At 65.9% G+C, this 23723-nt stretch carries 21 protein-coding genes and 1 tRNA gene; 6 read left to right on the top strand and 16 right to left on the bottom strand.

Translation table 11 applies throughout. From position 1 onward, the window contains the following. Positions 1-125 precede the first annotated feature (125 nt). The 11 genes from GM1_RS05740 to GM1_RS05690 form a co-directional block, all read right to left on the bottom strand. Positions 126-199 (bottom strand) — tRNA-Pro (locus GM1_RS05740). An 84-nt stretch (positions 200-283) separates the two neighbouring features. Continuing rightward, positions 284-490, bottom strand: coding sequence for a helix-turn-helix domain-containing protein (locus tag GM1_RS05735; RefSeq protein WP_008377290.1), 207 nt, complete (start codon positions 488-490; stop codon positions 284-286). A 1-nt stretch (position 491) separates the two neighbouring features. Next, positions 492-980 (bottom strand): DUF2975 domain-containing protein, encoded by a 489-nt coding sequence (locus tag GM1_RS05730; RefSeq protein WP_008377288.1) that lies wholly within the window; start codon positions 978-980, stop codon positions 492-494. Positions 981-1073: 93 nt separating this feature from the next. Further along, entirely contained in the window at positions 1074-2540 is a 1467-nt protein-coding gene (locus GM1_RS05725) for a hypothetical protein (RefSeq protein ID WP_008377286.1), read from the bottom strand. Further along, a complete protein-coding gene (locus GM1_RS05720; protein WP_040519600.1) occupies positions 2537-2995 on the bottom strand; it encodes a hypothetical protein in 459 nt (152 codons plus the stop codon). Before GM1_RS05720 ends, GM1_RS05725 begins: the two co-directional genes overlap by 4 nt. A gap of 56 nt (positions 2996-3051) precedes the next feature. After that, on the bottom strand, positions 3052-3483 hold the full coding sequence (locus tag GM1_RS05715; RefSeq protein ID WP_008377282.1) for an organic hydroperoxide resistance protein: 432 nt from the start codon (positions 3481-3483) through the stop codon (positions 3052-3054). Positions 3484-3542: 59 nt separating this feature from the next. Further along, on the bottom strand, positions 3543-4220 hold the full coding sequence (locus GM1_RS05710) for a hypothetical protein (RefSeq protein ID WP_008377281.1): 678 nt from the start codon (positions 4218-4220) through the stop codon (positions 3543-3545). Between the two features lie 21 nt (positions 4221-4241). Beyond that, on the bottom strand, positions 4242-5654 hold the full coding sequence (locus GM1_RS05705) for a hypothetical protein (protein WP_008377279.1): 1413 nt from the start codon (positions 5652-5654) through the stop codon (positions 4242-4244). A gap of 320 nt (positions 5655-5974) precedes the next feature. Next, a complete protein-coding gene (locus tag GM1_RS05700) occupies positions 5975-7276 on the bottom strand; it encodes a lipase family protein (protein WP_040519599.1) in 1302 nt (433 codons plus the stop codon). Between the two features lie 137 nt (positions 7277-7413). Continuing rightward, positions 7414-8439, bottom strand: a complete 1026-nt coding sequence (locus GM1_RS05695; RefSeq protein ID WP_008377275.1) for an aspartate-semialdehyde dehydrogenase — start codon at positions 8437-8439, stop codon at positions 7414-7416. A 1-nt stretch (position 8440) separates the two neighbouring features. Next, positions 8441-9706: an aspartate kinase gene (locus GM1_RS05690; RefSeq protein WP_008377274.1), complete on the bottom strand. Its 1266-nt coding sequence runs from the start codon at positions 9704-9706 to the stop codon at positions 8441-8443. A gap of 145 nt (positions 9707-9851) precedes the next feature. Between GM1_RS05690 and GM1_RS05685 the strand changes: the two genes are divergently transcribed. The 3 genes from GM1_RS05685 to GM1_RS21520 all read left to right on the top strand — a co-directional run bounded on the left by GM1_RS05685 (position 9852) and on the right by GM1_RS21520 (position 12521). Beyond that, entirely contained in the window at positions 9852-11024 is a 1173-nt protein-coding gene (locus GM1_RS05685) for a hypothetical protein (RefSeq protein WP_008377273.1), read from the top strand. 64 nt (positions 11025-11088) lie between these two features. Then, positions 11089-11829, top strand: coding sequence for a FadR/GntR family transcriptional regulator (locus GM1_RS05680; protein ID WP_008377271.1), 741 nt, complete (start codon positions 11089-11091; stop codon positions 11827-11829). Between the two features lie 14 nt (positions 11830-11843). Beyond that, positions 11844-12521, top strand: a complete 678-nt coding sequence (locus GM1_RS21520) for a PDC sensor domain-containing protein (protein ID WP_157435841.1) — start codon at positions 11844-11846, stop codon at positions 12519-12521. Positions 12522-12595: 74 nt separating this feature from the next. Here GM1_RS21520 and GM1_RS05670 read toward each other — a convergent pair whose 3' ends face one another. From GM1_RS05670 to GM1_RS05655, 4 genes are all read right to left on the bottom strand, one after another. Further along, positions 12596-13396: an ABC transporter permease gene (locus tag GM1_RS05670; RefSeq protein WP_008377268.1), complete on the bottom strand. Its 801-nt coding sequence runs from the start codon at positions 13394-13396 to the stop codon at positions 12596-12598. Positions 13397-13411: 15 nt separating this feature from the next. Continuing rightward, entirely contained in the window at positions 13412-14308 is an 897-nt protein-coding gene (locus tag GM1_RS05665) for an ABC transporter permease (RefSeq protein WP_008377266.1), read from the bottom strand. Positions 14309-14410: 102 nt separating this feature from the next. Beyond that, positions 14411-15589 (bottom strand): ABC transporter substrate-binding protein, encoded by a 1179-nt coding sequence (locus tag GM1_RS05660; protein WP_008377265.1) that lies wholly within the window; start codon positions 15587-15589, stop codon positions 14411-14413. A gap of 39 nt (positions 15590-15628) precedes the next feature. Further along, entirely contained in the window at positions 15629-16660 is a 1032-nt protein-coding gene (locus GM1_RS05655) for an ABC transporter ATP-binding protein (protein ID WP_008377264.1), read from the bottom strand. 221 nt (positions 16661-16881) lie between these two features. Here GM1_RS05655 and GM1_RS05650 point away from each other — a divergent pair, with 221 nt between their 5' ends. Further along, on the top strand, positions 16882-18369 hold the full coding sequence (locus GM1_RS05650; protein WP_008377263.1) for an MFS transporter: 1488 nt from the start codon (positions 16882-16884) through the stop codon (positions 18367-18369). Between the two features lie 160 nt (positions 18370-18529). Then, complete coding sequence (leuA, locus tag GM1_RS05645) at positions 18530-20377, top strand: 2-isopropylmalate synthase (protein WP_008377261.1); 1848 nt, start codon at positions 18530-18532, stop codon at positions 20375-20377. Between the two features lie 193 nt (positions 20378-20570). On the opposite strand, the gene GM1_RS22890 is transcribed toward leuA, so the two are convergent. Beyond that, positions 20571-22916, bottom strand: a complete 2346-nt coding sequence (locus GM1_RS22890; protein ID WP_008377259.1) for a beta strand repeat-containing protein — start codon at positions 22914-22916, stop codon at positions 20571-20573. 179 nt (positions 22917-23095) lie between these two features. Between GM1_RS22890 and GM1_RS05635 the strand changes: the two genes are divergently transcribed. Next, entirely contained in the window at positions 23096-23710 is a 615-nt protein-coding gene (locus tag GM1_RS05635) for an ASCH domain-containing protein (RefSeq protein WP_008377257.1), read from the top strand. Positions 23711-23723 lie beyond the last annotated feature (13 nt).

Here is a 23723-nt window from a genome sequence, read left to right as displayed (position 1 = left end):
CAACGTTGGCGACGATTTCCGGCGTGGGACCGGAAATCGTCGCCAACGTTCACTGTCGAAGAAACGAGTGAGGCCCCGACCGGACTTCTCCGGCCAGGGCCTCAAACTGCTATCTCAACCTAGCGTCGGGGTGGCGGGATTCGAACCCACGACCTCTTCGTCCCGAACGAAGCGCGCTACCAAGCTGCGCCACACCCCGTGTGCAACCTGATACAGCCTACAACGAGCATGCATGAACTATTAAATCGCCTGGCCAGGAGAGGTTTCCGGGATCGACGGGACCCTATTCGTCGACCCACTGGAGGATGTCCCCCGGCTGACATTCGAGCACACGGCAGATCGCGTCGAGGGTGGAGAACCGGATCGCCTTGGCACGCCCGTTCTTGAGCACGGCGACGTTGGCCGGCGTGAGCCCTACCGCGTCGGCGAACTCCGCGACGCTCATCTTCCGTCGCGCGAGTTCCAGGTCGATGCGGACGACGATCGGCACGTCAGATCACCTCGTCCATGTCCGAGCGCAGCGTGGTGGCCTGCCGCAGCAGCGACCGCATCACGAGCATGAGCAGTGCCAGGACAAGGCCCCCGAGAGTGACCATCGTCAGCAGGAACGGCAGCCCGGGGTCGTCCAGAGCGCCGAACAGTGCCAGCGCGACCAGCAGGCCCGCGGGGAGCAGCGCCGCTCCGACGATCGCCCAGATGATGGCGTCCACCCAGCGAAACGACGACTCGTCGAAGATACGGTCGCGGCGGATCCGACCGAGCAGGACCCAGATCGCGACGAGCACTACCTGCAGGCAGAGGAACTCGTAGGCGACGAGAGCAGTGCCGGTCCACCGCTCGCCCACGCTCATCTCCCCGATGCTCTGCATGTACCGGAACTTCCCGGGAAAGGAGAGGGTCTGCAGCACGGTGACCCCGACGAACAGGAGCGCCAGGGCCGCCTTCGACGGCCAGTAGACAAGGGTTGTGAGTCGTTCCATGCATCGATTATCGATCGATGTCTATCGATAGTCAATCGATTGCCGTCCTCGCGAGGTCACCAGATGAACCTGAGTGCACCGGGTCAGGTGCCGTCACTGGTAGGAGATGAACCAGGGCTCGGGCCGCACACGGAGGGTCTGTCGCGGCGAGAACATCGGCTTGTCCTCCTTGTAGAAGTTCTTCCACCCCAGCCACACGTTCGGCGGCAGACCGTCGACGATCCGCTCGTAGGTAGCGCGCTTGACCGTCGGAGTGCCGTGCCCGTCTGCATGGATGACTGTCGCGAGTTCGGGATGCGATGTGTCGAGCAGGCTCCGATCGCCGAGCATGTCAGCATCGAACTGGTGAAGGACGAACACCTTCTGTGGCAGGTTCTCAGTCCGTACGAGGTCGGCGAGCCAGTCGGCAGTCTTGTTGACCTCAGCGGGGTCGACGGACCCGATCTGAGTCAGGTGGACCTGTTTGGGCTTGAGACGCCACTCGGGGTCGAGAGCCAGTCCCACGTGCGGTTCCTTCAACAGATCGCGGTACATCTTGGCCTGCGTCAGAAAATCCATGCGACCAGGCTGGAGGTCGAGGGTCACGTAGACGCCGGCTCTGCCTGCCGCGTCGATCCACGGCCGGATCACCTCGGGGTCGATGATGTTCGTGTACTTGCCCTGGTATCCGGGATCAGCAGACGCGACGGTCACGATGATCTCGAATGCGGGGACTACCGTCTCGTCCGACAACCGCTTGTACGGCTCGGCGACGCGACGTATCCGCCGGATCGACGCGTCGATCCCTTGAGCACCCAGCGGCCCGAGATCCGCACCGCCGGGCGAGCCGTACAGCGCCACCATCCGACGGCCGGGGAAGACGATCTGTCCGCCGCCCGGCAACTCGGGGACGGTCCGCGCCGCGGCGATCCGGTCGCCTGCGGTCTTCTCGTTCCCGAACGCTCCGATCGCCAGGACCGGACGGTCCGGGTCTTCCTTCAACGCGGCTACGGCTTCTCCCGACGACCGTGGATCCGCGATCGGCACACCCACGGCGGTGACGCCGGCCGCTTCGGCGGTGGCGAGCGCGTCGACGCCGCCCGCTACCAGGACGAGGCGGTCGGCGGTCGCCGTCGCGGAGGGGATCGCCCCGGTGGCCGACTCCGAGTCTGCGGCAGGAACGCCGAGGTCCGGCAAGCCGGGACCGATTCCTATCACCTGATCGACGTCGAGCCTGGACAACTCGGCGGCCACCGGTGCGGGTCCGGCATCGTCGATCTGAAGCACCGGGATCTTGTTCGCCGACGCCACATCGATCGCTTTGCGTCGCTCGGAGTCGCCGGCATTCTCGGACAGCACGACCGCCGTGGACGCCGAGTCGAACAGCGTCCGACTCACGAGCACGGATGAAGGAACGGAAGGGTCGTCGACGACGGTCACCGCCGGAGTGTCGGGTGCCGACGTGATGCCGGGCGACGTCGGGTCGACCGTGACAGAGGATGCGACCAGGGCCGCGACGGCGAGGAGAACTCCGCCCGCAATGAGCGGGCGGGATCGGAGTGCTCCCCGCTGCGAGGTCATTCCTCGTCCGACGCGTCCACGTCGACGAAGGTGACCCGCGGCGTGGTCGCTGCGGCGTAGAGAGCCAGTGCGGCGAAGGCCAATGCGCTGAGCACGAAGATGACCGTCACCGCGAGGACCACACCCCACATGATCATCGGGACCGTGCCGTCGAGCGAGTCGAGGGCCAGTGCCCCGAATCCGGCCAGGACTGCACCGAGCAGAGCCCACGCGGCACTGCGAACCTTGGGGCCGACCTCGGCCGTGTAGAACAGGCGCTTGTAGACGGCCGTCTCGAACTCGTCGACAGCGGCGAGACGGACCGGGTCGCCCGCCGCGAGATCACGCAGCGTCTGGGCGAGTTCGGCGTCGCGCTTGAGAATCGTCGACTCCCGCTGTCGATAGACGACGAATGCGATGGTGGCGAGCGTCGTCGCCAAGAGTCCGATACCTGTTGCGCATGCCCACGTGTTCACACTCGATCACGCTACCGGTCCGCGGGCGCGACGCGCGTCACACCCGCGGACGTACGTCACACACGAGACGTGACAGTGCTCACGATGTTGCCGCGAGTGGCCTTCGAGTACGGGCAGAAGCCGTGTGCGGCGAGAGCGAGTTCGTTGGCCTGGGCGGTGTCGAGGCCCGGCAGGTACACGTCGATGTCGCCGGTCAATCCGAAACCGTCGTCGGCGTCGTCCTTGCCGATGCCGACGGTCACACGGACCTCGGTTCCCTCGGGCACGGCGACGCCCGCGTTCTTCGAGACCAGGCGAAGAGCGCCCATGAAACAGGCGGCCCATCCGGCCGAGAACAGCTCTTCGGGGTTGCTGCCGTCGCCGTTGCCGCCCATCTCGACCGGCGGAGCGAGAGTCAGGTCGATGCGACCGGAGTCGGACACCACCTCGCCGTCACGACCACCGCCGCGGGAAGTCGACGAAACTCGGTACACGGGCGTCACAGTCATCTGTCTCTCCTAGCTTTCGGTGTCGTCGCACGCCGATGTGCGCGGGACCGAATTCCAACCTACCCGCCGCGTGCGGCGCGCATGGGCCGCACGCGCATCGACGGTGGAAGCCATTGTCCGACGCTGCTACGGAGCGTCATCAGAATCGACAGGATCAAGAAGCCGAACTGCACCCACGCCATCGCCCAGACCCACCGCGGCGAGCCCGGGTAGTTGAAGAGCAGGTCAGCACACACGGGCACGAACAACAGCAGGACGACGAGCGTCGACATGTACACGTTCCGCAGGTTCCGGCTGTGCTTTGTGGCGATCGCCACGAGCATGGGCCACGTGAGCGCCATCAGCACCGGGATACCGATGAGGAAGGCGGGCGGCCAGAACGCCGCCATCGACTTCGCCTTCTCCGCGGGATCGACGTCGGGCACCTTCTCCAGGCCCGGACGCAGTCGGTCGGCGAGCAGATCCGTGATGTCCGAGACGTGCGCGAACCCGTAGATCACCCACACCAGACACGCGGCGCCGGCGATCAGCCAGGCGACCCGCGCGTCACGCGTGAGAGCGAGCGGCGGGACGCCGGGGTCGACAGGCCGTGCCGGGTACCGATCACGGTGCTCACTGTCCTTCGACTTGCGAGCGATCTCCGCCATGTCTTCGGCGTCGAGTTCGGCCTGCGTCGGAATGCGATCCGGGTCAGGCTCCTTCGAGGGATGCTCGGCGTCGCCGTTGGGCACTGTCATGGGTCGATCGTTCCACAGTCGCTAGCCGCCGATCTTCAGCATCCGTGTGACGGTGCCCTGCCAGAGCACTCCACCCGGGCCGATCATGCCGGTCAGCTGCATCGGTTCGTCGAGCGGAGCGTCGCCCACCTTGCGCGTGACGATCCGCTTGCCGGTCGCGAAGCTGATGCCGACGTAGTCGACTGGACCGAGCTGCTGCGGACCACCGCGATACGGACGGTATGCCAGACCGTGGATGAGTCCGTCGGCGCGCGACAGTCGGGGCAACGTCGCCATGCGGTCGGTGCGGGTCTCCCACACTCGCTTGCAGGTTCCGTCGACGACGTCGATCCGGGTCATGCCGCCGCGGAACGGCGCGGCCCCCGGCCGACTGGGTCCCGTGACCGCCATCGGCGGATAGGCGAATCCGTACGTGCTCGGGACGACGACGCTGTTGCCCCACGCCATCGGCGAGTTCTCGGTCCCCTGCGGGCTGGACGTGAACGCGCGGAGCGAGCAGACGGGTGCGCCGGTGTCGCTGTCCAGAATCCAGAGCTTCGGGATCGCGGCGTTGTCGACGATGGCGACCCAGCCGTCTCCGTTCGGACCGAAGTAGGTGGGCGTGGTGCCCGAACCCCAGGTCAACTGCCCCGGCCTGCGTGCTTGCCCGCGGTCGTAGGCGCGACGCCACACTGTCGTCGGGACGCCGTCGGCGCCGGCTCGCATCTCGTAGAGCGCGTGGGTGGTGAGGATCGACGCTCCGGTCCGACGGATGCTCAGACCGTTGCCCAGATCCTCGCCCTTCGGCAGGTGGGTGGATCCGACCCGTCCGTCCGGCGCGATGGTGCCGACCACACCGTGGGTGGTGGCGAACCACGTTCGGCCCTGGAAGTCGGGGGCGAGTCCGGTCACGCCGTCGCCGCGCAGGTGCCGTTTGATGTCGACGCGCTTGTCGACGGTGAGCTTCCAACCGCGCGAGGTCCGATGATGTCCGACGTGCAGAACGGCTCCGCTGCCGTCCGCCACAACCACTCGGTTCTTCTCGTCGAGGTAACCGTAGACACCGCCGAGCAGTCCGCCCTTCGTGAGCGGCAGCTTTGCGAGCACCGCCGCGGTCTTCGGGTCGAAGAGTGTGACGACTGGTGTCGCCACCTGCGGTGGGCTGCCTGCGATGTACGCAGTACAGAGGGAGACCGGGTACCCGTCGGTGCCGACGAAGGTCGCCGCACACACACCGCCAGGGGTGCTCGACGCCAACAGTCGTCCGTTGCGTCCCGGACCGCGGAGTGCTGTGCTGTCGGTCGACGCCGCATCTCCGTGCATCAACGACGTCCAGTCGGTGGCGACCCCGGGCGGACGCCCTCCGTCAGGCGCGGCCGTTGCGGTGGCGCCGACTGCTCCGAGACACAGAGCGGCTGCTGAGACGAGCGCCGCGATACGCGTGAAACCCTTCATTCGATCAGTTGATCATGTCCTGAGTGCCCGAGTCACGACTTCTCCTCAACGTGAGGAGAAGTCGGCACAGTCGTCACTATGCCTTTCCCCTGCCCCTCGAGCCGCCATCCCCCTGCCCCTCAAGCCGCGTTTCCCCTGCCCCTCAAGCCGCCTTTCCCCTGCTCCTTGAGCGAGCGCAGCGAGTCGAAAGGACTGTCACGCAAGACCTTTCGACTCGCAAGCTCGCTCAAGGAACAGGGGAGACAAGGCTCGCTCAAGGAGCAGCGGGGCGCGGGCTCAAGGAGCAGGGCGCGGTCTACTCAAGGAGCGGAGGCGAACCGTCAGTCGTTGAACGACGACAGGAGGAAGCTCGTCGCGGGAAGGAGCTTGAACACCATCGGCAGTGCGTGGTTGACGACGAGTCCCGGGAAGATCGGCGGGGTGTAGTCACGCTCGAGGTGCACGTCGGCGCCCTGTGCCTTCCAGTCGCGGTACAGCTGCACCACCTGACCGGTCGGGATCACGTCGTCGTTGATGCCGGTCGAGATCAGGACCGGCGCATTCGGCTTGAGGCGGCCGATGCGCTGGTCGTCGAGCATCGCCTTGACCTCGGGGTAGCGGTTGATGACCGACGCCAGCGACTCGCCGCGGCGGGTCCAGCCGGTGGTCCGCTGGAATCCGAAGGAGAGGCCTGTGTCGCCGATGCACTGCGTCGCGACATCGTGCAGGACTCGCTTGCCCTGGGCGTTCGTCTCCTTCTTCAAGACGGGTGCGAGGGCCGGATAGCGGGCCTCGAGACCGTTGATCGCGTAGCCGATGGCTCCAGCGATGAAAGTGCCGTCGATCTTGGTGATCACCTTGGACAGGTCGGCAGGCGGAGCGCCGGCGTAGGTGCCCTTGACGTTGAGACCCGATCCGTACGTCGACGCGAGCTCTGCCGCAGACGCAGCCGCGCCGCCGCCCTGCGAGTAGCCGGTGAAGCCGACCGGCGCGTCCTTCGGAGCGTTCGCGACCTTGAGGCCTGCGCGAGCGGCGTCGAGCATGGCGCGACCGGACTCGAGGCGGTTCACGTAGGTGTGGATGCCCGGGGTGCCGAGGCCGACATAGTCGGTGATGACCACACGGACACCGTTGAGCAGCATCAAGTTCATCTCGAGCGCGGTGTAGTTGACGGCGATGCTCGGCTTGGTCGGGTCGATCGCGAGAGGGAAGCTCATCAGCTTCGATCCCGCGCACTGGTCGCCCTGGCCGACGGTGCCGGGTCCGATGACGACGGTCGGGCGAACGCCCTTGCCCTGCCAACGAGCGGTCGGCTCGACGACGGTGCCGGTGACAGCGGTCGGCTCACCGTTCTGCAGGGTCGACGTGTACATGATCCGTGTCGCCGTGCCCGGCCACTGGTTCTTGACTCCCGGGATCTGCAGGAGCAGCGAGCTCGGCTGCGTCCTGATCACCGACCCCGGCGTCGTGTCGAACGTGGACGGCGGAACATAGAAGTTCCGTGCCGCGTCGGCTGTTTGAGGTGCGACCGACACGAGGCCGGAGGCCGCCACGACAGTCGCTGCAACAGCGGTGAATGAACGGACCCATCGGCCGCCGAAGCGGCCCGTCTTCAATGAGACGTTTCCCCGAGAATTTCTCATGAGGAGCAGTCTAGTGCACAACTGGTCGAAACATGTAACGGGGAGTACCGGCCATGCGATATGAGGACCCCACCACGTTCTGAGAACAGCGATGCCCGCGTCACCATGCGGTGACGCGGGCATCGACGAGTCTTAGATCAGACCAACAGTTCTGCGATCTGCACCGTGTTGAGTGCGGCGCCCTTGCGCAGGTTGTCGCCCGAGACGAAGAGTGCCAGTCCCTTGCCGTCCGGGGCGCCTGGATCCTGGCGGATGCGGCCGACCAACGACACGTCGCCACCTGCCGCGTCGAGCGGGGTGGGCACGTCGGCGAGCTGCACGCCTGCGGCGTCGGCCAAGATGGCGCGCGCCTCGTCGGGGGTGATCGCCTCGTCGAACTCTGCGTTGATCGACAACGAGTGGCCGGTGAAGACCGGCACACGCACGCAGGTGCCGCTGACGAGCAGGTCGGGCAGACCGAGGATCTTGCGCGACTCGTTGCGGAGCTTCTGGTCCTCGTCGGTCTCGCCCGAACCGTCGTCGACGATCGAGCCGGCGAGCGCGATCACGTTGAATGCGATCGGCGCGACGTACTTGTCCGGCTCGCCGAGGTCGACGGCCTTGCCGTCGTGGACGAGCTTCTCCGCGTCGTCGATACCCTTGCGGACTTGGCCTGCGAGTTCGGCGACGCCTGCGAGTCCGCTTCCGGACACTGCCTGGTAGCTGGAGATCACCAGGCGACGCAGACCCTTCGCGTCGTGCAGCGGCTTGAGGACCGGCATCGCTGCCATCGTGGTGCAGTTCGGGTTCGCGATGATGCCCTTGGGCGGGTTCTGCGCGAGTTCGCCGTTCACCTCGGAGACGACCAGCGGGACGTCCTCGTCCTTGCGCCACGCCGACGAGTTGTCGATGACGGTGACTCCGGCGGCCGCGAAACGCGGCGCCTGGACACGCGACATGGTGGCGCCCGCCGAGAACAGCGCGACGTCGAGCCCGGTGGGGTCGGCGGTCGCGGCGTCTTCGACGACGATCTCGCCGTCGCCCCACGGCAGCGTGGTGCCCGCCGAGCGCGCGGACGCGAAGAACCGGATCTCGTCGATGGGGAAGTTGCGCTCCGCGAGGATCTCGCGCATCACGGCGCCGACCTGACCGGTCGCGCCGACGACTCCTACTTTCAGACCCATGTCAGCGACCCGTTCCCGCGTAGACGACGGCTTCTTCGTCGGTGCCGAGTTCGAACGCTTCGTGCAGCACTCGGACGGCGTTGTCGAGGTCGTCGTCGCGGACGAGGACCGAGATGCGGATCTCCGACGTGGAGATCAGCTCGATGTTGATGCCGGCGTCGCTCAGCGACTCGCAGAACGTGGCGGTGACGCCGGGGTGGCTCTTCATGCCGGCGCCGACGAGCGACACCTTCCCGATGTGGTCGTCGAGGTTCACCTCGGCGAAGCCGAGCTCGTCACGGAGCTTGCCCAGTTCCTCGACGGCCAGCGCGCCCAGTTCCTTCGGCAGCGTGAAGGTGATGTCGGTCTTGCCGGTGTCGATCTTCGACACGCCCTGCAGGACCATGTCGATGTTGATCTCGGCGTCGGCGACGGCGCGGAACACCTTGGCCGCGTAGCCGGGCTTGTCTTCGATGCCGACCACGGTTACCTGAGCTTCGCTGCGATCGTGCGCAACACCGGTGAGAATGGCTTCTTCCACAGGAATGTCCTCCATCGAGCCGGACACGATGGTGCCCGTGTTGGTCGAGTACGACGAGCGCACATGTACCGGAACGTTGTAGCGGCGCGCGTATTCCACGCACCGGAGCATCAGAACCTTCGCGCCGCAGGCTGCCATCTCGAGCATCTCCTCGAAGGAGATCTTGTCGAGGCGGCGCGCGTTCGGCACGATGCGCGGGTCCGACGTGTAGATGCCGTCGACGTCGGTGTAGATCTCGCAGACGTCCGCTTCGAGGGCCGCGGCCAGCGCGACGGCGGTGGTGTCCGAACCGCCACGACCGAGGGTGGTGACGTCCTTGGTGTCCTGCGAGACGCCCTGGAAGCCTGCGACGAGCACGATGGTGCCCTCGTCGAGCGCGCTTCGGACGCGACCGGGCGTCACGTCGATGATCTTGGCCTTGCCGTGGCTGGACGTCGTGATGACGCCCGCCTGCGAGCCGGTGAACGAGCGTGCCTCTTCACCGAGCGCTTCGATGGCCATCGCCAGAAGCGCGTTCGAGATGCGCTCGCCGGACGTCAGCAGCATGTCCATCTCGCGCTGCGGCGGGTTCGGGTTCACCTGCTCCGCCAGGTCGAGCAGCTCGTCGGTTGTGTCCCCCATCGCCGAAGCGACCACGACCACGTCGTTGCCCGCGCGCTTGGTCTCCACGATCCGCTCTGCGACGCGGCGAATGCGCTCGGCATCCGACACGGACGAGCCACCGTACTTCTGGACGACCAGTGCCACGTGTGCACCTTCCTCAGGTTTTCTCTCGAGCTGAACTCGGATCTGTTCAATCGGTCAGTGGTCCACCCTACCGGCCTGGTGTGACCCCCGCGCAGGCTACGCACGCCTGTGTGACGTCCGCTACCTGTCCGTAGGATCAACCGCGATGACTTCCGCCCTCCGCTCTCGACTCTCGACGTTCCGCTGGACTCCGGCATGGACAGCCGTCACCGTCTACCTGGCGATCCGGGTGTTCGGCGTATTGGTGTTGGCCTGGTTCGGCGACATCCGAGAGATGGGCCTGCGGGGTCTGCTGACCAAGTGGGACGGCACGTGGATGCTCGACATCGCGGAGTTCGGGTACGACGGCGTCCCCGCGACCGGTACGGACGCCAACGGAATACACACGGCGACAACTGCTTACGCCTTCTTTCCCGGTTATCCGGGCCTGGTCGGGCTGATCTCGCAGGTCCCTTTCGTGTCACCGTTCGCGGCCGGCCTGATCGTCAACGTGGTGATCGGCGTTGTAGCTGCGGTGGGCATCAACCGCCTCGGCACCGTGTGCGCTCGCCGCATGCGACCGCAGGCGTCCGAAGCCGTGGCCCGTCGCGCCGGGTTGATGCTGGTGATCCTGTTCGCGGCCGCCCCGATGGGGATCGTCCTGTCGATGACGTACACCGAGGCGCTGTTCTGCGCCCTCACCGCGTGGGCGCTCGTCGGAGTCCTCGAGGAGAGGTGGCTGCTCGCCGGATTCAGCGCCCTCGCCGTCGGACTCGTTCGTCCGACGGGCATCGCCGTCGTGTTCGTGGTGATGCTCGCAGCCGTGCTCGCTCGCCGCGACGGCACCCGCGCCTGGATCGCAGGCGTTCTCGCACCGCTGGGGTACATCGGCTACCTGTGCGTGGTGTGGGCCAAGACGGGCTCCCCCACCGGCTGGTTCACCATTCAGACTTCCGGCTGGGACACCCGCTTCGACGGCGGTCGTGCCACCGGGAACTTCCTCTACGACAACCTGACCGGCGCGGCCGACTTCGTCTCTATCGCGACCTGCCTGCTGATCATCGCGTCGTTGATACTCCTGGCGTGGTCGTTCGTCGACCGCCTCCCGTGGCCGGTGCTCGTCTACGCCGTGCTCGTGATGTCGTCGGTCCTACTGTCGAGCGGGTTGATGCAGTCGCGCGCTCGGCTGTTGCTCCCCGCATTCGTGATCCTCTTGCCGGTGGCTGTCCGACTGGCCGGTGCATCGTGGACCGCCTTCGTCTCGTCCGCGATCGTCGCGACTCTCGCGTCCGCCTGGTTCGGCGCCTACATGCTCACAGTCTTCGAGTACGCGATCTGATCGCGCAACCGTCTGATCCGGCCATCGGTACACTCGGGACACACCCCGACTCGAGGAGACCCGGATGAGCACCGCGCCGATCCGCAGTGCGTCCGCAGTGTTCCGACCCCTTCGTTCCGGGTCTCTGGTCGACCAGATCACCGACCGAATCCTCGATGCGGCCGAGTCCGGGCTCCTGCAGCCGGGGCAGCGTCTGCCCAATGAGGCCGAGTTCGCTGCAGCGCTCGGAGTCTCTGCGCTGACGATCCGCGAAGCCCTGTCACGGCTCCGGTCAGAGAAGGTCGTCGTGACCACCCGCGGACGCACCGGCGGGAGTTTCATCTCCCCGGCGCTTGCGCCGTCGACTGCCCGTGCAGAGGACCGACTCCGTGAACTCACGCGGCTCGAGATCTCGGAGATGGCCGCGCATTTCGAGGCGCTCGCCGTTGGATGCGCACGAGCCGCAGCTCGCCGCGCGGGCACCGCCGACGTGGTGGCGTTGCGGGCGATCACGGTCATCGATCCCGATGTTTCCGACTTGTCGGTCGCCTGGCGGCAGGTCGAGACGGAGTTCATCATCGAAGTCGCGACGATCGCGCGCATCGCACGCCTCTCGCGTGCTCTGATGTCCGTGCAGTCGGAGTACGGAGTCCTCACGCTTCTGCCCAATGAGGACTCCGACTACCGGTACGAGGTGGCCGGGTTGCGAAACGATCTGACCGATCGCCTTGAGGCACGTGACGAGTCCGCCGCAGCGTCGACGATGCGCGGGCTCATCGCCGCGAACACCACGTGGCTCCTCACGAGGCGCGCTGAACTGATGTGAAGGGAGAGGTCGGAATGAGCCGATCGGCGGACCGACCGAAAGAAGTCGTGGCCATCGCCGCGACCATGGACTCGTTCGCCGAACGCGTCCAGGAATGGTCTGTGCAGTTGGGCCGAAAGTTCGCCGCACATCGTGGCGCGCTGTCGGCCACCGCCGTCGACCGCATCGTCAAACCCGATGTGGAAGTGATGCTCGCCGATCCGGACGCGAACATCGCGGGAGGCGGCTTCGTGGCCGCGTCGGGGTTGCTTCCGTCAGGTGGCAGCTTCATGGCGTGGTGGCAGGGCGAGTCCGTAGATCGTGTCGACGCCCTGGCCAATCTCTCGATGACCGCGGCCAACCGCTACCTGGACGCCGACTGGTACCAGGGACCGGTCACCACCGGACGGCTCACGGTGACCGGACCGTACATCGACATGCTGTGCACCGACGAGTTCGCGCTCACCTACACGTGCCCAGTGACCTGGCCCGGAGCTCCGACGACCACGTCCGTCGCGGGCATCGACGTGACAGTCGCCGACCTGGAGAAGATCCTCTATCGCGAACTCGCCGCCCTGGGTCCCGACGCCGCGCTGATCAATGCCGAAGGACGCGCGATCGTCACCGCGTCGCCGGCCGAGCTTCCGGGCGACTTCGTCGCCACCGACCGCACGACGTGGCCGCTGAATCACGGACTGGCGGTCGTCGTCTGAGTCTTTCCGCAGACATGGATCACTCGCGCCCGGGAGCGGTGGTCACCGGGCGCGAGTGAATTCTTGGGGCGTAATCAGCGAGCGGTCGCCTGCTGACCGGAGAGCCGCTGGGCCAACCAGATCGGGATCACCGAGACGACGATCAGGACGACTGCGACCACGTTGACGATCGGCGCCTGGATCGGCCGGAACAAGTTCTGCAGGATCCACACGGGCAGCGTCTGTTCGCCGGAACCGAGCGTGAACGTGGTGACGATGATCTCGTCGAAGCTCAGCGCGAATGACAGCAGGCCGCCTGCCAGAAGCGCGGAGCGCAACTGCGGCAGGGTCACGTTCCAGAACGTCTGGAAGACACCCGCACCGAGGTCGGCCGAGGCCTCCTCCAACCGCGAACTCATCTGCTGAAGTCGCGCCTGCGCGTTGTTCAACACGGTGACCATGCAGAATGTCGCATGCGCGATGATCACCGTCCACATCGACAGAGGCACGCCTAGGACTGTCGTGAACAGGTTGTTCAACGCGATGCCGGTGACGATGCCTGGGAGCGCGATCGGCAGGATCGCCAGCAGGTTCACCGAGCTCTTGCCGAAGAACGAGTACCGCTGCAGTGCCATGGCGAGCAGAGTGCCGAGAACGAGCGCGATCGCCGTCGAGGCCAACGCGACCTTCACCGACACCCACACGGCGTCGAGCACAGCCTGATTCTGCGCGGCGCGCTTCCACCATTCGAGAGTGAAACCGGTGGGCGGCCAACCGAACGCCTTGTCGGCGTTGAACGAGTTGATCAGAACGAGCCCCAGCGGAACGTAGATGAACGCGAGGACGAGAGAGGTGAGGACACTGAGCACCCAGCGGGCAGACGTGGACAGTCTCATATCGATCAGCTCCTGCTAGACGTTCTTCAGTGCGCCGGTGCGTCGGACCAGCAGTAGATAGGCGAAGACGATGACGATCGGCACCAGCGACACCGCGGCCGCGAGTGGGAGGTTGTTGGCGCCGCCGACGTTGGCGTAGACGACATTGCCCAGCATCTGCGTGGTGCCGCCGACGATCTGGACGGTGATGTAGTCGCCGAGCGACAGGGAGAAGGTGAAGATGGTGCCCGCGATTATCGCCGGTTTGAGCAGCGGCAGGATCACCCAGCGGATTGTCGATCCCGGCTTGGCGCCGAGGTCGCCCGACGCCTCCAGGAGGGAGCTGGGAATCCGTTCGAAGCCTGCGTGGATCGGCAGGATCATGTACGGGAGCCACACGTACGACAGCGTGATGACCACGGCCGTCAGGCTGTAGCCGGGACTGTCGATCCCGAGCGGCTTCGCGAGCCACGAGAACAGCCCGCCGTCGGCGAGGATGTTCCGCCAGGCGTAGACCTTCACGAGGTAACTGGCCCAGAGCGGCATCAGAACGGCGGCGACCAGCAGCTTCTGCCAGCGCTGCGGCGCGACCTTCGCGATGAAGAACGCGATCGGAAGAGCGAGGATCACATCGATGACGGTCACTGCGAGGGCGACGAACACCGTGCGCAGCGCGACCTTCTGATAGATCGACTCGGTGAGGACCGCTTTGATGTTGTCGAACGTCCACTCCTGCGAGATCGCGCCGGTGAACGTGTCGACCGTCCACAGCGATGTCACCAGCAGCAGGATCAGTGCGAGCACGTAGATCAGCGCGAGCCACCCGGTCGGCAGGATCAGGAGCCCGGCCAGACGCAGTCGAGGCATGCGGTTCAGCAGCGCCGACAGCGGACGTGACCGCACCGGTGCGTCCGTGTGGGAAGTCGTAGTCATCGAGAAGTCCTCAGTTGATGATCAGTGGTGACGATGAAGAGCCGTGGAGGCGGTGACCGCGCCGGCGAGACGCTTCGACTCACTGCGCGGTCACCGGTCGGGTCAGCCCTTGATTTCGAGCCAGGCCTTCGTCCACTCGGAGTAGTCGATGCACTTCACATCGGTGCGTCCGTCGAGGCACGCGGCGACAGGCGTGGTCCAGTACCAGATCTTCGACGCGTAGTCGGCGTCGCCGGAATGGTAGGTGTCGCAGTGCTTCTTGTCGGTCGTCAGCTCACACGCCTTCGGGTTGGCGGGCGATTCGCCGAAGTACTCGGCGACCTGCGCGTTAGCCTTCGGAGAGACGATGTAGTCGAGCCACTTGTACGCGCAGTTCTTCCGCTCAGACTTCGAGCTGACCATCCAGGTGTCCGACCAACCGGTCGCTCCTTCGGACGGCAGCACTGTCTCGACCGGCGTGTTGTTGCCCTTGGCGATGTTCGCGCCGACCTGCCAGGTGGTGCCGACCACGCTGGAGCCGTTGCCGAACGCCTGAACCGACTTGGTGATGTCGCTCCAGTATTCGCCGACGTTGGGGCGCTGCTCCTTGAGGAGGGCGACGGCCGCGTCGAACTGGGTCTGATCAAGCGCGTACGGGTTCTTGATGCCGAGTTCGGGTTTGTGCGCCATCAAGTACATCGCGGCGTCGGCGATGTAGATCGGCGAGTCGTATGCGGTCACCTTGCCCTTGTGCTTCGGTGCGTCCTCGAACACCGCCTTCCACGACGTGGGCGCCGGTTGAACGATGTCGGTGCGGTACATCAGCAGGTTGGCACCCCAACCGTGCGGCACGCCGTAGTTCACACCGTCGACCGTGTTCCACGGCTTGTTCTTGAGGAACGGGAACACGTCCTTGTAGTTCGTCAGGAGGTCCGTGTTGATCGGATCCACGTCGCCGCCTTCGATGAGGCGCAGCGACGCGTCCCCGGAGGCAGAGACCACGTCATACTGTCCCGAGCGCATCAGCGTGAGCGCCTCGTCGGACGTTCCGAAGGGCTTGAACTCGACCATGCAGCCGGTCTGCTCTTCGAACGGCTTGACCCAGTTGGCGTTCGGATCGTTGCTGCCGTCTTCGACGTAGCCGGGCCACGCGAGGATCGAGACCTTGCCCTCACCGTCGCCGAGTGCCGTCATCTTGTCGGTCGACCGGCCGGAGCCGCCGTCGGCTCCACACGCGGCGACCGTCATGGCCAGCGCGGCGGCGGCACTCGCCACCGCAAGCGCCCTCTTACTGAACTTCATGATGTTCCTTTCGATTGGAGAAACTCGGTGCGGTCGCGATTACGCCGCGTTGTCGGGAAGCCAGACGACATCGGTGTCGGACCACGACACCGTCACCGCCTGACCCGGTTCGATGCCGTCTCCGCCGCCCGGATGCAGCGCCACGATCTCCGTGCCGTCGTCGAGCCGAACGGTGACGTGGGTGGTGGCGCCGAGGTAAGCCACCGACAGCACCTCGCCGGAGCCGGAGCTTCGGCCGGCCCCGGCCTGCTCACCGAAGACGATCTGCTCCGGACGCAGCGTGAACTCGGTGTCCCGGCCGTACCGTTGGGTGGCGGCCTTCGCGGTGAACAGGTTCGACGTCCCGACGAAGTCGGCGACGAACCGACTGTTCGGGCGCGTGTACAGCCCCCGCGGAGTGTCGACCTGCTGCAGGGCGCCGTCGTTGAACACTCCGACGCGGTCGCTCATCGTGAGCGCCTCTTCTTGGTCGTGGGTCACGAAGATGAAGGTGATCCCGACGGAACGCTGTAGTTCCTTGAGCTCCACCTGCATTTCGCGTCGCAGCTTGAGGTCGAGAGCGCCGAGCGGCTCGTCGAGCAGCAGCACTCGAGGTTCGACGACGAGCGCTCGGGCTATCGCGACACGCTGCCGCTGACCGCCCGACAGCTGCTCGGGCTTCCGGCCGGCGAGTTTGCCCAACTGCACCCGGTCGAGCGCCGCCCGTGCGCGTTCGCGTCGTTCCGCGCGGCCGACCTTCCGCACCCGCAGGCCGTAGGCGACGTTGTCCAGCACGCTCATGTGGGGGAAGAGCGCGTAGTCCTGGAACACCGTGTTGACGTTCCGCTCGAACGGGGCCTTGTCGGTCACGTCCTCGCCGTGGAGCTCGATGGTCCCCGACGTAGGCAGTTCGAACCCGCCGATGAGTCGCAGCACCGTCGTCTTGCCGGAGCCCGACGGTCCGAGCATCGAAAAGAACTCCCCGTCACGGATGTCGAGGTCGAGGGCGTCGACGGCGGTCATGTCGCCGAACTTCTTGCAGACCTGACGTAGGCGGACCGCCACCTTCGCCTCCGGCTTCTCGTCCTTCATCGCCACTCCCTCACATTGCTTGTGGGTCACATCGCAGAGCTGATGTGATCTGAATCATGCGAGAAAACATATAACATTAGAGGCTTTATTGAAAGACTTTTCTGTGAGCAAGTTGAGAGATGGTTTTCCCTGGCCGGGGACGTACCCTTGGACCTGGCGTTCTTCCACTACCCCGGAACCTCGACGCCTACCCGTCTCCCGCAACCCGGAAGAGAACTCGCATGTCTGCGCCCGCCGCCGGTCAGGCCGCCACCCGTCGAACGTGGTTCGGCCTCATCGTTCTGCAGCTCCCAGTGCTGCTCGTCTCGATGGACTTCTCAGTCCTCTATCTCGCCATGCCGACGATCATCGACTCGGTGGGACCGTCTGCGACACAACAACTCTGGATCCTCGACATCTACGGATTCATGATCGCCGGCCTTCTGATCACGATGGGCAACATCGGCGACCGCATCGGCCGACGACGCATCCTTCTGGCCGGCGCCGCAGTGTTCGGCATCGCCTCGGTGATAGCCGCATTCGCTCCGAGCGCCGGATTCCTCATCGCGGCGCGTGCCCTCATGGGCATCGGCGGGGCCACCCTCATGCCGGCCAGCCTCTCGCTGATCGCCAACATGTTCCCGCTCGCCCGGCAACGCGCACGTGCGATCGGTGTGTGGACCGCGGCGTTCGCGGGCGGTGCGGCGATCGGTCCCGTGATCGGCGGCGTCCTCCTGCACCACTACTGGTGGGGAGTGGTGTTCCTGATCAACGTGCCGGTGCTCGCAGTCCTGTTCTTGGCGGCGCCGTCGCTGCTGCCGGAGTTCCGCGCCGAGCACACCGAGCCGTTCGACTTCGTCGGCGTCGTGCTGTCCCTGCTCGGCATCCTGCCTGCCGTCTACGCGGTCAAGGCGCTCGCCGCCGAGGGCGTCTCCGCACCGACGATCGGCGCGGGAGTGTTCGGCATCGTGATGCTGGTCGCCTTCCTCGTGCATGAGAATCGGACACCGTCGCCGCTGCTCACACTCAGCCTGTTCAAGAATGCGACGATCAGCGCGTCCCTCGCCATCGCACTCGTCGGCATGATGACGCAGGGCGGTCTGGCATATCTCACCAACCTGTACCTGCAGTCGGTCCTCGGCTTCGACGTGCTCGAGGCTGCGCTGGCCGGCATCCCCATGGCCATCACCGTCGCCTTCTTCTCGGTGTACGCGGACCGTCTGACCAGGAAGGTCGGGGTCCGGATCGCACTCGCCGGGTCGGTCCTGATCGCAGCGGTCGCCACCATCGGACTTGTCGCACTCACCGAGACGAGCGCACTGTGGATCTTCCTGGTCCTCACGGCACTCGCCGGCGTCGGATTCGGCATCCAGTTCTCGCTGGTCACCGACGTGGTCGTGGGGTCGGCTCCACCAGAGAAGTCGGGAGCGGCATCAGGCCTGTCCGAGACCAGTTTCGAGCTCGGTACTGCGCTCGGCCTGGCCCTGCTCGGTTCGCTCGCGACGGCCGTGTTCCTCTCGAAGGACGACGGCCACGGGTTCGCCGACTCCCTCGGCGAGACGCTTCACATCCACGGAACGACCGGCCCCGCGGCCGATGCGGCCCGCGCCGCTTTCGTCGACGGACTGCACGCGGCTGCGATCGCCGGTGGCGTCCTGCTCGCCGCACTCTCGGTGGTCGTCATGGTGGTCATGCGCGGATCCATCCGCATTCAACACGGCGTCCACTGACCGAAACTAGCGACCGACTTGCGAGTGCTATCCTGGCGACATGCAGCGTGCACTCCTTCTCGGTTGCCGCGGCGGGGTCTGATCCGACCGGCCCTCCGTCGCGGGGCCTCTTCACGCGCCGGTCAACCCCATCCTTATTTCAGTAGGAGATTGACCGAAAATGGCACCAGCTGACGCTTTCACTTCCGGACCGAGCCGCATCGTCGAGCCGTCCGGCCCCATCCCCGACGGCCAGCCGAGCTGGAATCCGCAGCGCAACTCCGCGATGCCGGTCCACCGCTACCGCAGCTTCGCCGACGAGGTAGAGCAGATCTCGCTGCCCGACCGTACCTGGCCCGACAAGGTGATCGACCGCGCCCCGATGTGGTGCGCCGTCGACCTGCGCGACGGCAACCAGGCGCTGATCGACCCGATGAGCCCGGCACGCAAGCGCCGCATGTTCGATCTCCTGGTCCGCATGGGCTACAAGGAGATCGAGGTCGGTTTCCCGTCGGCCAGTCAGACCGACTTCGACTTCGTTCGCGAGATCATCGAAGACGGAGCGATCCCCGACGACGTCACCATCCAGGTGCTGACCCAGGCGCGCGGCGAACTGATCACCCGCACGTACGAAGCATGTGCCGGTGCGCAGAACGTGATCGTTCACTTCTACAACTCCACCTCGGTGCTGCAGCGTCGTGTGGTGTTCCGCGCCGACAAGGAGGCGATCACCAAGATCGCCACCGACGCCGCCACGCTCTGCCTGGAGGAGGAGAAGAAGTACCCGGACACCAACTGGCGTTACGAGTACTCCCCGGAGAGCTACACCGGCACCGAACTGAGCTACGCCAAGGAGGTGTGCGACGCCGTCTCCGCCGTCATCAAGCCCACCCCGGCCAAGCCTCTGATCATCAACCTGCCCGCCACCGTCGAGATGGCGACGCCGAACGTGTACGCCGACTCGATCGAGTGGATGAGCCGCAACCTCGAACGTCGCGACTCGATCATCCTGAGCTTGCATCCCCACAACGATCGCGGTGAAGGCGTCGCCGCCGCCGAGCTCGGGTATGCGGCAGGTGCGGACCGCATCGAGGGCTGCCTGTTCGGCAACGGTGAGCGCACCGGCAACGTCTGCCTGGTCACCCTGGGCATGAACATGTTCAGCCGCGGAGTCGATCCGCAGATCAACTTCGCAGACATCGACGAGATCCGTCGCACCGTCGAGTACTGCAACCAGCTGAACGTCCCCGAGCGTCACCCCTACGGCGGCGACCTGGTCTACACCGCGTTCTCCGGCAGCCACCAGGACGCCATCAACAAGGGACTCGATCAGATGAAGATCGACGCCGACGCCCAGGACAAGGACGTCGACGACATCCTGTGGCAGGTTCCGTACCTGCCCATCGACCCCAAGGACGTCGGCCGCAACTACGAGGCGGTCATCCGCGTCAACAGCCAGTCCGGCAAGGGCGGCGTCGCCTACATCATGAAGGCCGACCACGGCATGGACATGCCGCGTCGCCTGCAGATCGAGTTCAGCCGTGAGATCCAGAAGATCACCGACGGCGAGGGCGGCGAGGTCAACGCCAAGGCCATGTGGGACGTGTTCTCGCAGGAGTACCTGGAACCGATCACTCCGCTCGAGCGCATCCGGCAGCGCGTCGACGCCGCAGAGGAAGACGGCGGCGAAGACCAGATCTCGGCGATCGTCAAGGTCGACGGCGTGGAGAAGGAGATCGTCGGCGCGGGCAACGGTCCACTCGCCGCGTTCGTCCACGCTCTGAGCACCGTCGGCTACGACGTGCGCGTCCTCGACTACTCCGAGCACGCACTGACTGCAGGCGACGACGCCAACGCCGTCTGCTACGTGGAAGCCGAAGTCGACGGCGAGATCGTGTGGGGTGTCGGCATCGCGCCGTCGATCACCACCGCCAGCCTGCGCGCAGTCGTTTCGGCTGTGAACCGCGCACACCGCGCCGCAGCTCCCGCAGAGGAAGCCGCCGAGGGCGCCCGCACCTGGGCTCCGTAGCCGCTCCTGCTCCTTGGGCAGCCTCGCGACCGTCTCCTTGAGCAAGCGCGCGACCACTGCTCCTTGAGCGAGCGCGCCACCACTGCTCGCTCGCTCACGGAGCAGTTTGTAGCGCGCTCGCTCAAGGCGCGCCCGAGCAAAGGCAGAACGCACGCACCCCCGCTCATCGAGCGGGGGTGCGTGCGTTTGTCGATCAGAAGATCGAGCGGATCACGTCGGCCGCACTCATGCTGAGGCTGCCGAAGTCGAGCGAACCGTTGCCGCCGTCGGTGCCGCCGTCACCGTCGACCTTCACGATCTTCGGTCCCGAGATGGAGCCCGAGTATCCGTCGGTGCCGCTGTACGTCGCAGTGACGGTGTGATTCCCGCCGGTGGCGAACGTGTGCTGCAGCGTCGCCTCCCCGTTCACGACCGTCACCGGACTGCCGACATCGGTGCCGTCGACCTGGAAGCGAACGGTTCCGCCGTTCACACCCGACGGCGTCAGGGCTGCCTTGAGCTCCACTGCGACGCCCTTCTGAGCAGTCGACGGCGCCGACACCGTGAGGGTCGTGGACTCGTCGCCCGGATCCGGTGCAGAGACGACGATCGTCTTGGCCGCCGACGTGGACCCGTTGAACCCGGCTGCACCGGAGTACACCGCGGTCACCTGACGGCTGCCCGCAGTGGCGAAGGTGTGCTGGATCGACGCAGTGCCGCCGGTCACCGAGGCGGGCGAGCCGACGTTCGCGCCGTCGACCTTGAACTGCACGGTGCCACCGTTCGGAGTCGGAGACACCGACGCCGACAGCGTGACCGCGTCGCCGGTGATCGCCGCTCCCGGCGAGGTGACAGTCGTGGTCGTGTCCTCGTCGGTCGGCGTCGGATCGCTGACCGTGACCGACTCGGCCGCCGAGGTGGAGCCGTTGAAGCCTGTCGACCCGGAGAACACCGCGGTCACCTGACGGCTGCCGGTGGTGGTGAAGGTGTGCTGGATCGACGCAGTGCCGCCGGTCACCGCGGCGGGTGAGCCGACGTTCGTGCCGTCGATCTTGAACTGCACTGTGCCGCCACCCGGGTTGGGTGCGACCGTCGCCGACAGCGTCACCGCGTCACCCTTCGTCGCCGTCGACGGGGCCGACACCGTCGTGGTGGTGTCCTCGTCGACCGGCGTCGGATCGCTGACCGTGACCGTCTTGGCCGTCGATGTGGATCCACCGAAACCGGTCGATCCCGAGAAGACCGCAGTGACCTGGTGAGCACCGGCCGATGCGAAAGTGTGTTGAATCGACGCGCTGCCCGCAGTGACAGGCTTCGGCGCGCCGACGGCATCGCCGTCGACCTTGAACTGCACTGTGCCGCCGAGCGGAGTCGGAGACACCGACGCCGACAGCGTCACCGCATCGCCTGCGGTCGCCGTGCCCGGAGCCGTCACAGTTGTGGTCGTGTCGATGTCGATCGGCGTCGGATCAGAGACTGTCACCGTCTTCGCCGACGACGTCGAGCCGTTGAAACCAGTTGCACCCGAGAACACCGCCGTGACCTGACGGCTTCCGGTGGTGTTGAAGGTGTGTTGGATCGAGGCCGTTCCACCCGACACCGACATCGCAGAGCCGACATTGCTGCCGTCGACCTTGAACTGGACAGTTCCGCCGCCGGGGTTGGGCGCGACGGTCGCCGAGAGCGTCACCGCGTCGCCCTTGGTCGCAGTGTTCGGAGCTGACACCGTGGTCGTCGTGTCCTCGTCGACCGGAGCGGCCGATTCGATGTTGATGGTCGCGAGCGGGCCACCGCCTGCGTTCAGTGGCGAACCCGCCGCGTCACGAGGACTGCACCTGGTAGGAGCCCACTGCGTGCCGAACAGGCTCGCCTTCGCGAGCTGTGTGCTCCAGTTCTGATCGGTGTTGTTGTTCCCGGCTGCGCCCGCGATCCGAACCGTGGGTGTGATCGTGCCACTCGCACCCGCCTTCATGGTGACGTCGACAGCCGGCAGCCGGTACCACGTGTCACCGTTGGCGTTGTTCGATCCGTCGAGATTCTTCTTCGACTTGGGAACACGGATTCCTCCTTCGGAATTCGTGCTGTTCGACGCGCCGTTCGCGATCACCTGGTTGTTCCCCGACAGGCGCAGGATGCTCCCCGCGGGGTCGACAGCTCCGCTGTCATTGACCCTGAGCACGTTCGGCGCGACATTGTCGAGGCCGATCCCGGTACCCGCGACGATCTCGGCACTCACGAACGTGGCGTTGTCGGGGATCGCGAAGTCTGCCTTCAACCGCGAGATGTTCGTCGTCGTCGCGCCCGAATCAGAGTTCGGATACGACCCCGCGATCGGCTGCACCCGGTAGGTGAACTCCTCACCCGGCGACACCGTCTCGGGAGCTGTGATCGTCACACCTGCAGGGACCACCTTGGTGACCGTGAGGATCGAGCTCGCCGTGCAGAAGTTGGTGAAGTTCGTGGTGCTAGTGCCCGCCGACGCGGGCGCCGCGCCCAACGTGCCGGCGAGCAACGCCGCGCCGCCCACAAGGGCGACGGCACGACTGGTTGTCAGTCTCATGGAGGTCCTTCGTTCAGTTCACAGAGAAATCGATTCCTCCATGTATGACACCGATCACTATTCGAGCCCACTTGATCTGTCGGCACGGCACAGAAGCGCGACTCCGCAATCGATTCGTGTCCACGAATCGACGTCGAACATCGTTTTCGGGACAGCTCGTACGGCACAGTTGAGACGTGATGATCTCCAAGCCGATCGCCGACGGCATTCGCGAGGGCAGGATCACCTGCCAGTTCCGCAGGTGGGACGAGCCGCGCGTGAAAGTCGGATCCACGCAGGTCACGTCGGCGGGGTTGGTCCGCTTCACCCGAGTCGTGCGGGTGAACGACGTCGAGCGCATCTCAGACCGGTCTGCGCGCGCCGCAGGCATGAAGGACGCCGCCGCCCTACGGAAGGCACTGGCCCCGAAGCCGAACCGCAAACCCTCGCCTCGTGGATCAAAGGGCGGCGACACGATCTACCGGGTGACGCTCGAGTGGGCAGGCGAGGACCCACGCCTCGCACTTCGCGAGGAGATACCGTCCGATGCCGAACTCGCCGACATCACCGCCCGCCTCGCTCGGCTCGACAAGCGGGAGACCGGTCCGTGGACCCGGGAGATCCTCGAATGGATCCGTGACAATCCGCGCGTGGTGTCGAAGGAACTCGCTGCGCTCCGTCGGGTCGAGTTGCTTCCGATGAAGGTCGACATCCGCAAGCTCAAGGCTCTCGGGCTCACCATCAGTCACGACGTCGGATACGAACTCTCACCGCGAGGTGCCGCGTATCTGGCACACCTCGACTCCGCTCGATGAGCCGCGTCCTCCG

Origin of the sequence: Gordonia malaquae NBRC 108250, assembly GCF_000344135.1 — a bacterium.
In the GTDB taxonomy this organism is placed as follows: domain Bacteria; phylum Actinomycetota; class Actinomycetes; order Mycobacteriales; family Mycobacteriaceae; genus Gordonia; species Gordonia malaquae.
The sequence above is the reverse complement of the archived record's forward strand: the minus strand, read 5'-3'. Positions and strand labels throughout refer to the sequence as shown.

What these genes read in the sequence shown, in the direction of transcription:
- GM1_RS05665 (WP_008377266.1), bottom strand. Translation starts at nt 14,308, where the DNA reads ATGACTACGACTTCCCACACGGACGCACCGGTGCGGTCACGTCCGCTG.
- GM1_RS05650 (WP_008377263.1), top strand. Translation starts at nt 16,882, where the DNA reads ATGTCTGCGCCCGCCGCCGGTCAGGCCGCCACCCGTCGAACGTGGTTC.
- GM1_RS05710 (WP_008377281.1), bottom strand. Translation starts at nt 4,220, where the DNA reads ATGACAGTGCCCAACGGCGACGCCGAGCATCCCTCGAAGGAGCCTGAC.
- GM1_RS05700 (WP_040519599.1), bottom strand. Translation starts at nt 7,276, where the DNA reads ATGAGAAATTCTCGGGGAAACGTCTCATTGAAGACGGGCCGCTTCGGC.
- GM1_RS05715 (WP_008377282.1), bottom strand. Translation starts at nt 3,483, where the DNA reads ATGACTGTGACGCCCGTGTACCGAGTTTCGTCGACTTCCCGCGGCGGT.
- GM1_RS05725 (WP_008377286.1), bottom strand. Translation starts at nt 2,540, where the DNA reads ATGACCTCGCAGCGGGGAGCACTCCGATCCCGCCCGCTCATTGCGGGC.
- GM1_RS05680 (WP_008377271.1), top strand. Translation starts at nt 11,089, where the DNA reads ATGAGCACCGCGCCGATCCGCAGTGCGTCCGCAGTGTTCCGACCCCTT.
- GM1_RS21520 (WP_157435841.1), top strand. Translation starts at nt 11,844, where the DNA reads ATGAGCCGATCGGCGGACCGACCGAAAGAAGTCGTGGCCATCGCCGCG.
- GM1_RS05655 (WP_008377264.1), bottom strand. Translation starts at nt 16,660, where the DNA reads ATGAAGGACGAGAAGCCGGAGGCGAAGGTGGCGGTCCGCCTACGTCAG.
- GM1_RS05705 (WP_008377279.1), bottom strand. Translation starts at nt 5,654, where the DNA reads ATGAAGGGTTTCACGCGTATCGCGGCGCTCGTCTCAGCAGCCGCTCTG.
- GM1_RS05730 (WP_008377288.1), bottom strand. Translation starts at nt 980, where the DNA reads ATGGAACGACTCACAACCCTTGTCTACTGGCCGTCGAAGGCGGCCCTG.
- GM1_RS05660 (WP_008377265.1), bottom strand. Translation starts at nt 15,589, where the DNA reads ATGAAGTTCAGTAAGAGGGCGCTTGCGGTGGCGAGTGCCGCCGCCGCG.
- leuA (WP_008377261.1), top strand. Translation starts at nt 18,530, where the DNA reads ATGGCACCAGCTGACGCTTTCACTTCCGGACCGAGCCGCATCGTCGAG.
- GM1_RS05695 (WP_008377275.1), bottom strand. Translation starts at nt 8,439, where the DNA reads ATGGGTCTGAAAGTAGGAGTCGTCGGCGCGACCGGTCAGGTCGGCGCC.
- GM1_RS05635 (WP_008377257.1), top strand. Translation starts at nt 23,096, where the DNA reads ATGATCTCCAAGCCGATCGCCGACGGCATTCGCGAGGGCAGGATCACC.
- GM1_RS05670 (WP_008377268.1), bottom strand. Translation starts at nt 13,396, where the DNA reads ATGAGACTGTCCACGTCTGCCCGCTGGGTGCTCAGTGTCCTCACCTCT.
- GM1_RS05685 (WP_008377273.1), top strand. Translation starts at nt 9,852, where the DNA reads ATGACTTCCGCCCTCCGCTCTCGACTCTCGACGTTCCGCTGGACTCCG.
- GM1_RS22890 (WP_008377259.1), bottom strand. Translation starts at nt 22,916, where the DNA reads ATGAGACTGACAACCAGTCGTGCCGTCGCCCTTGTGGGCGGCGCGGCG.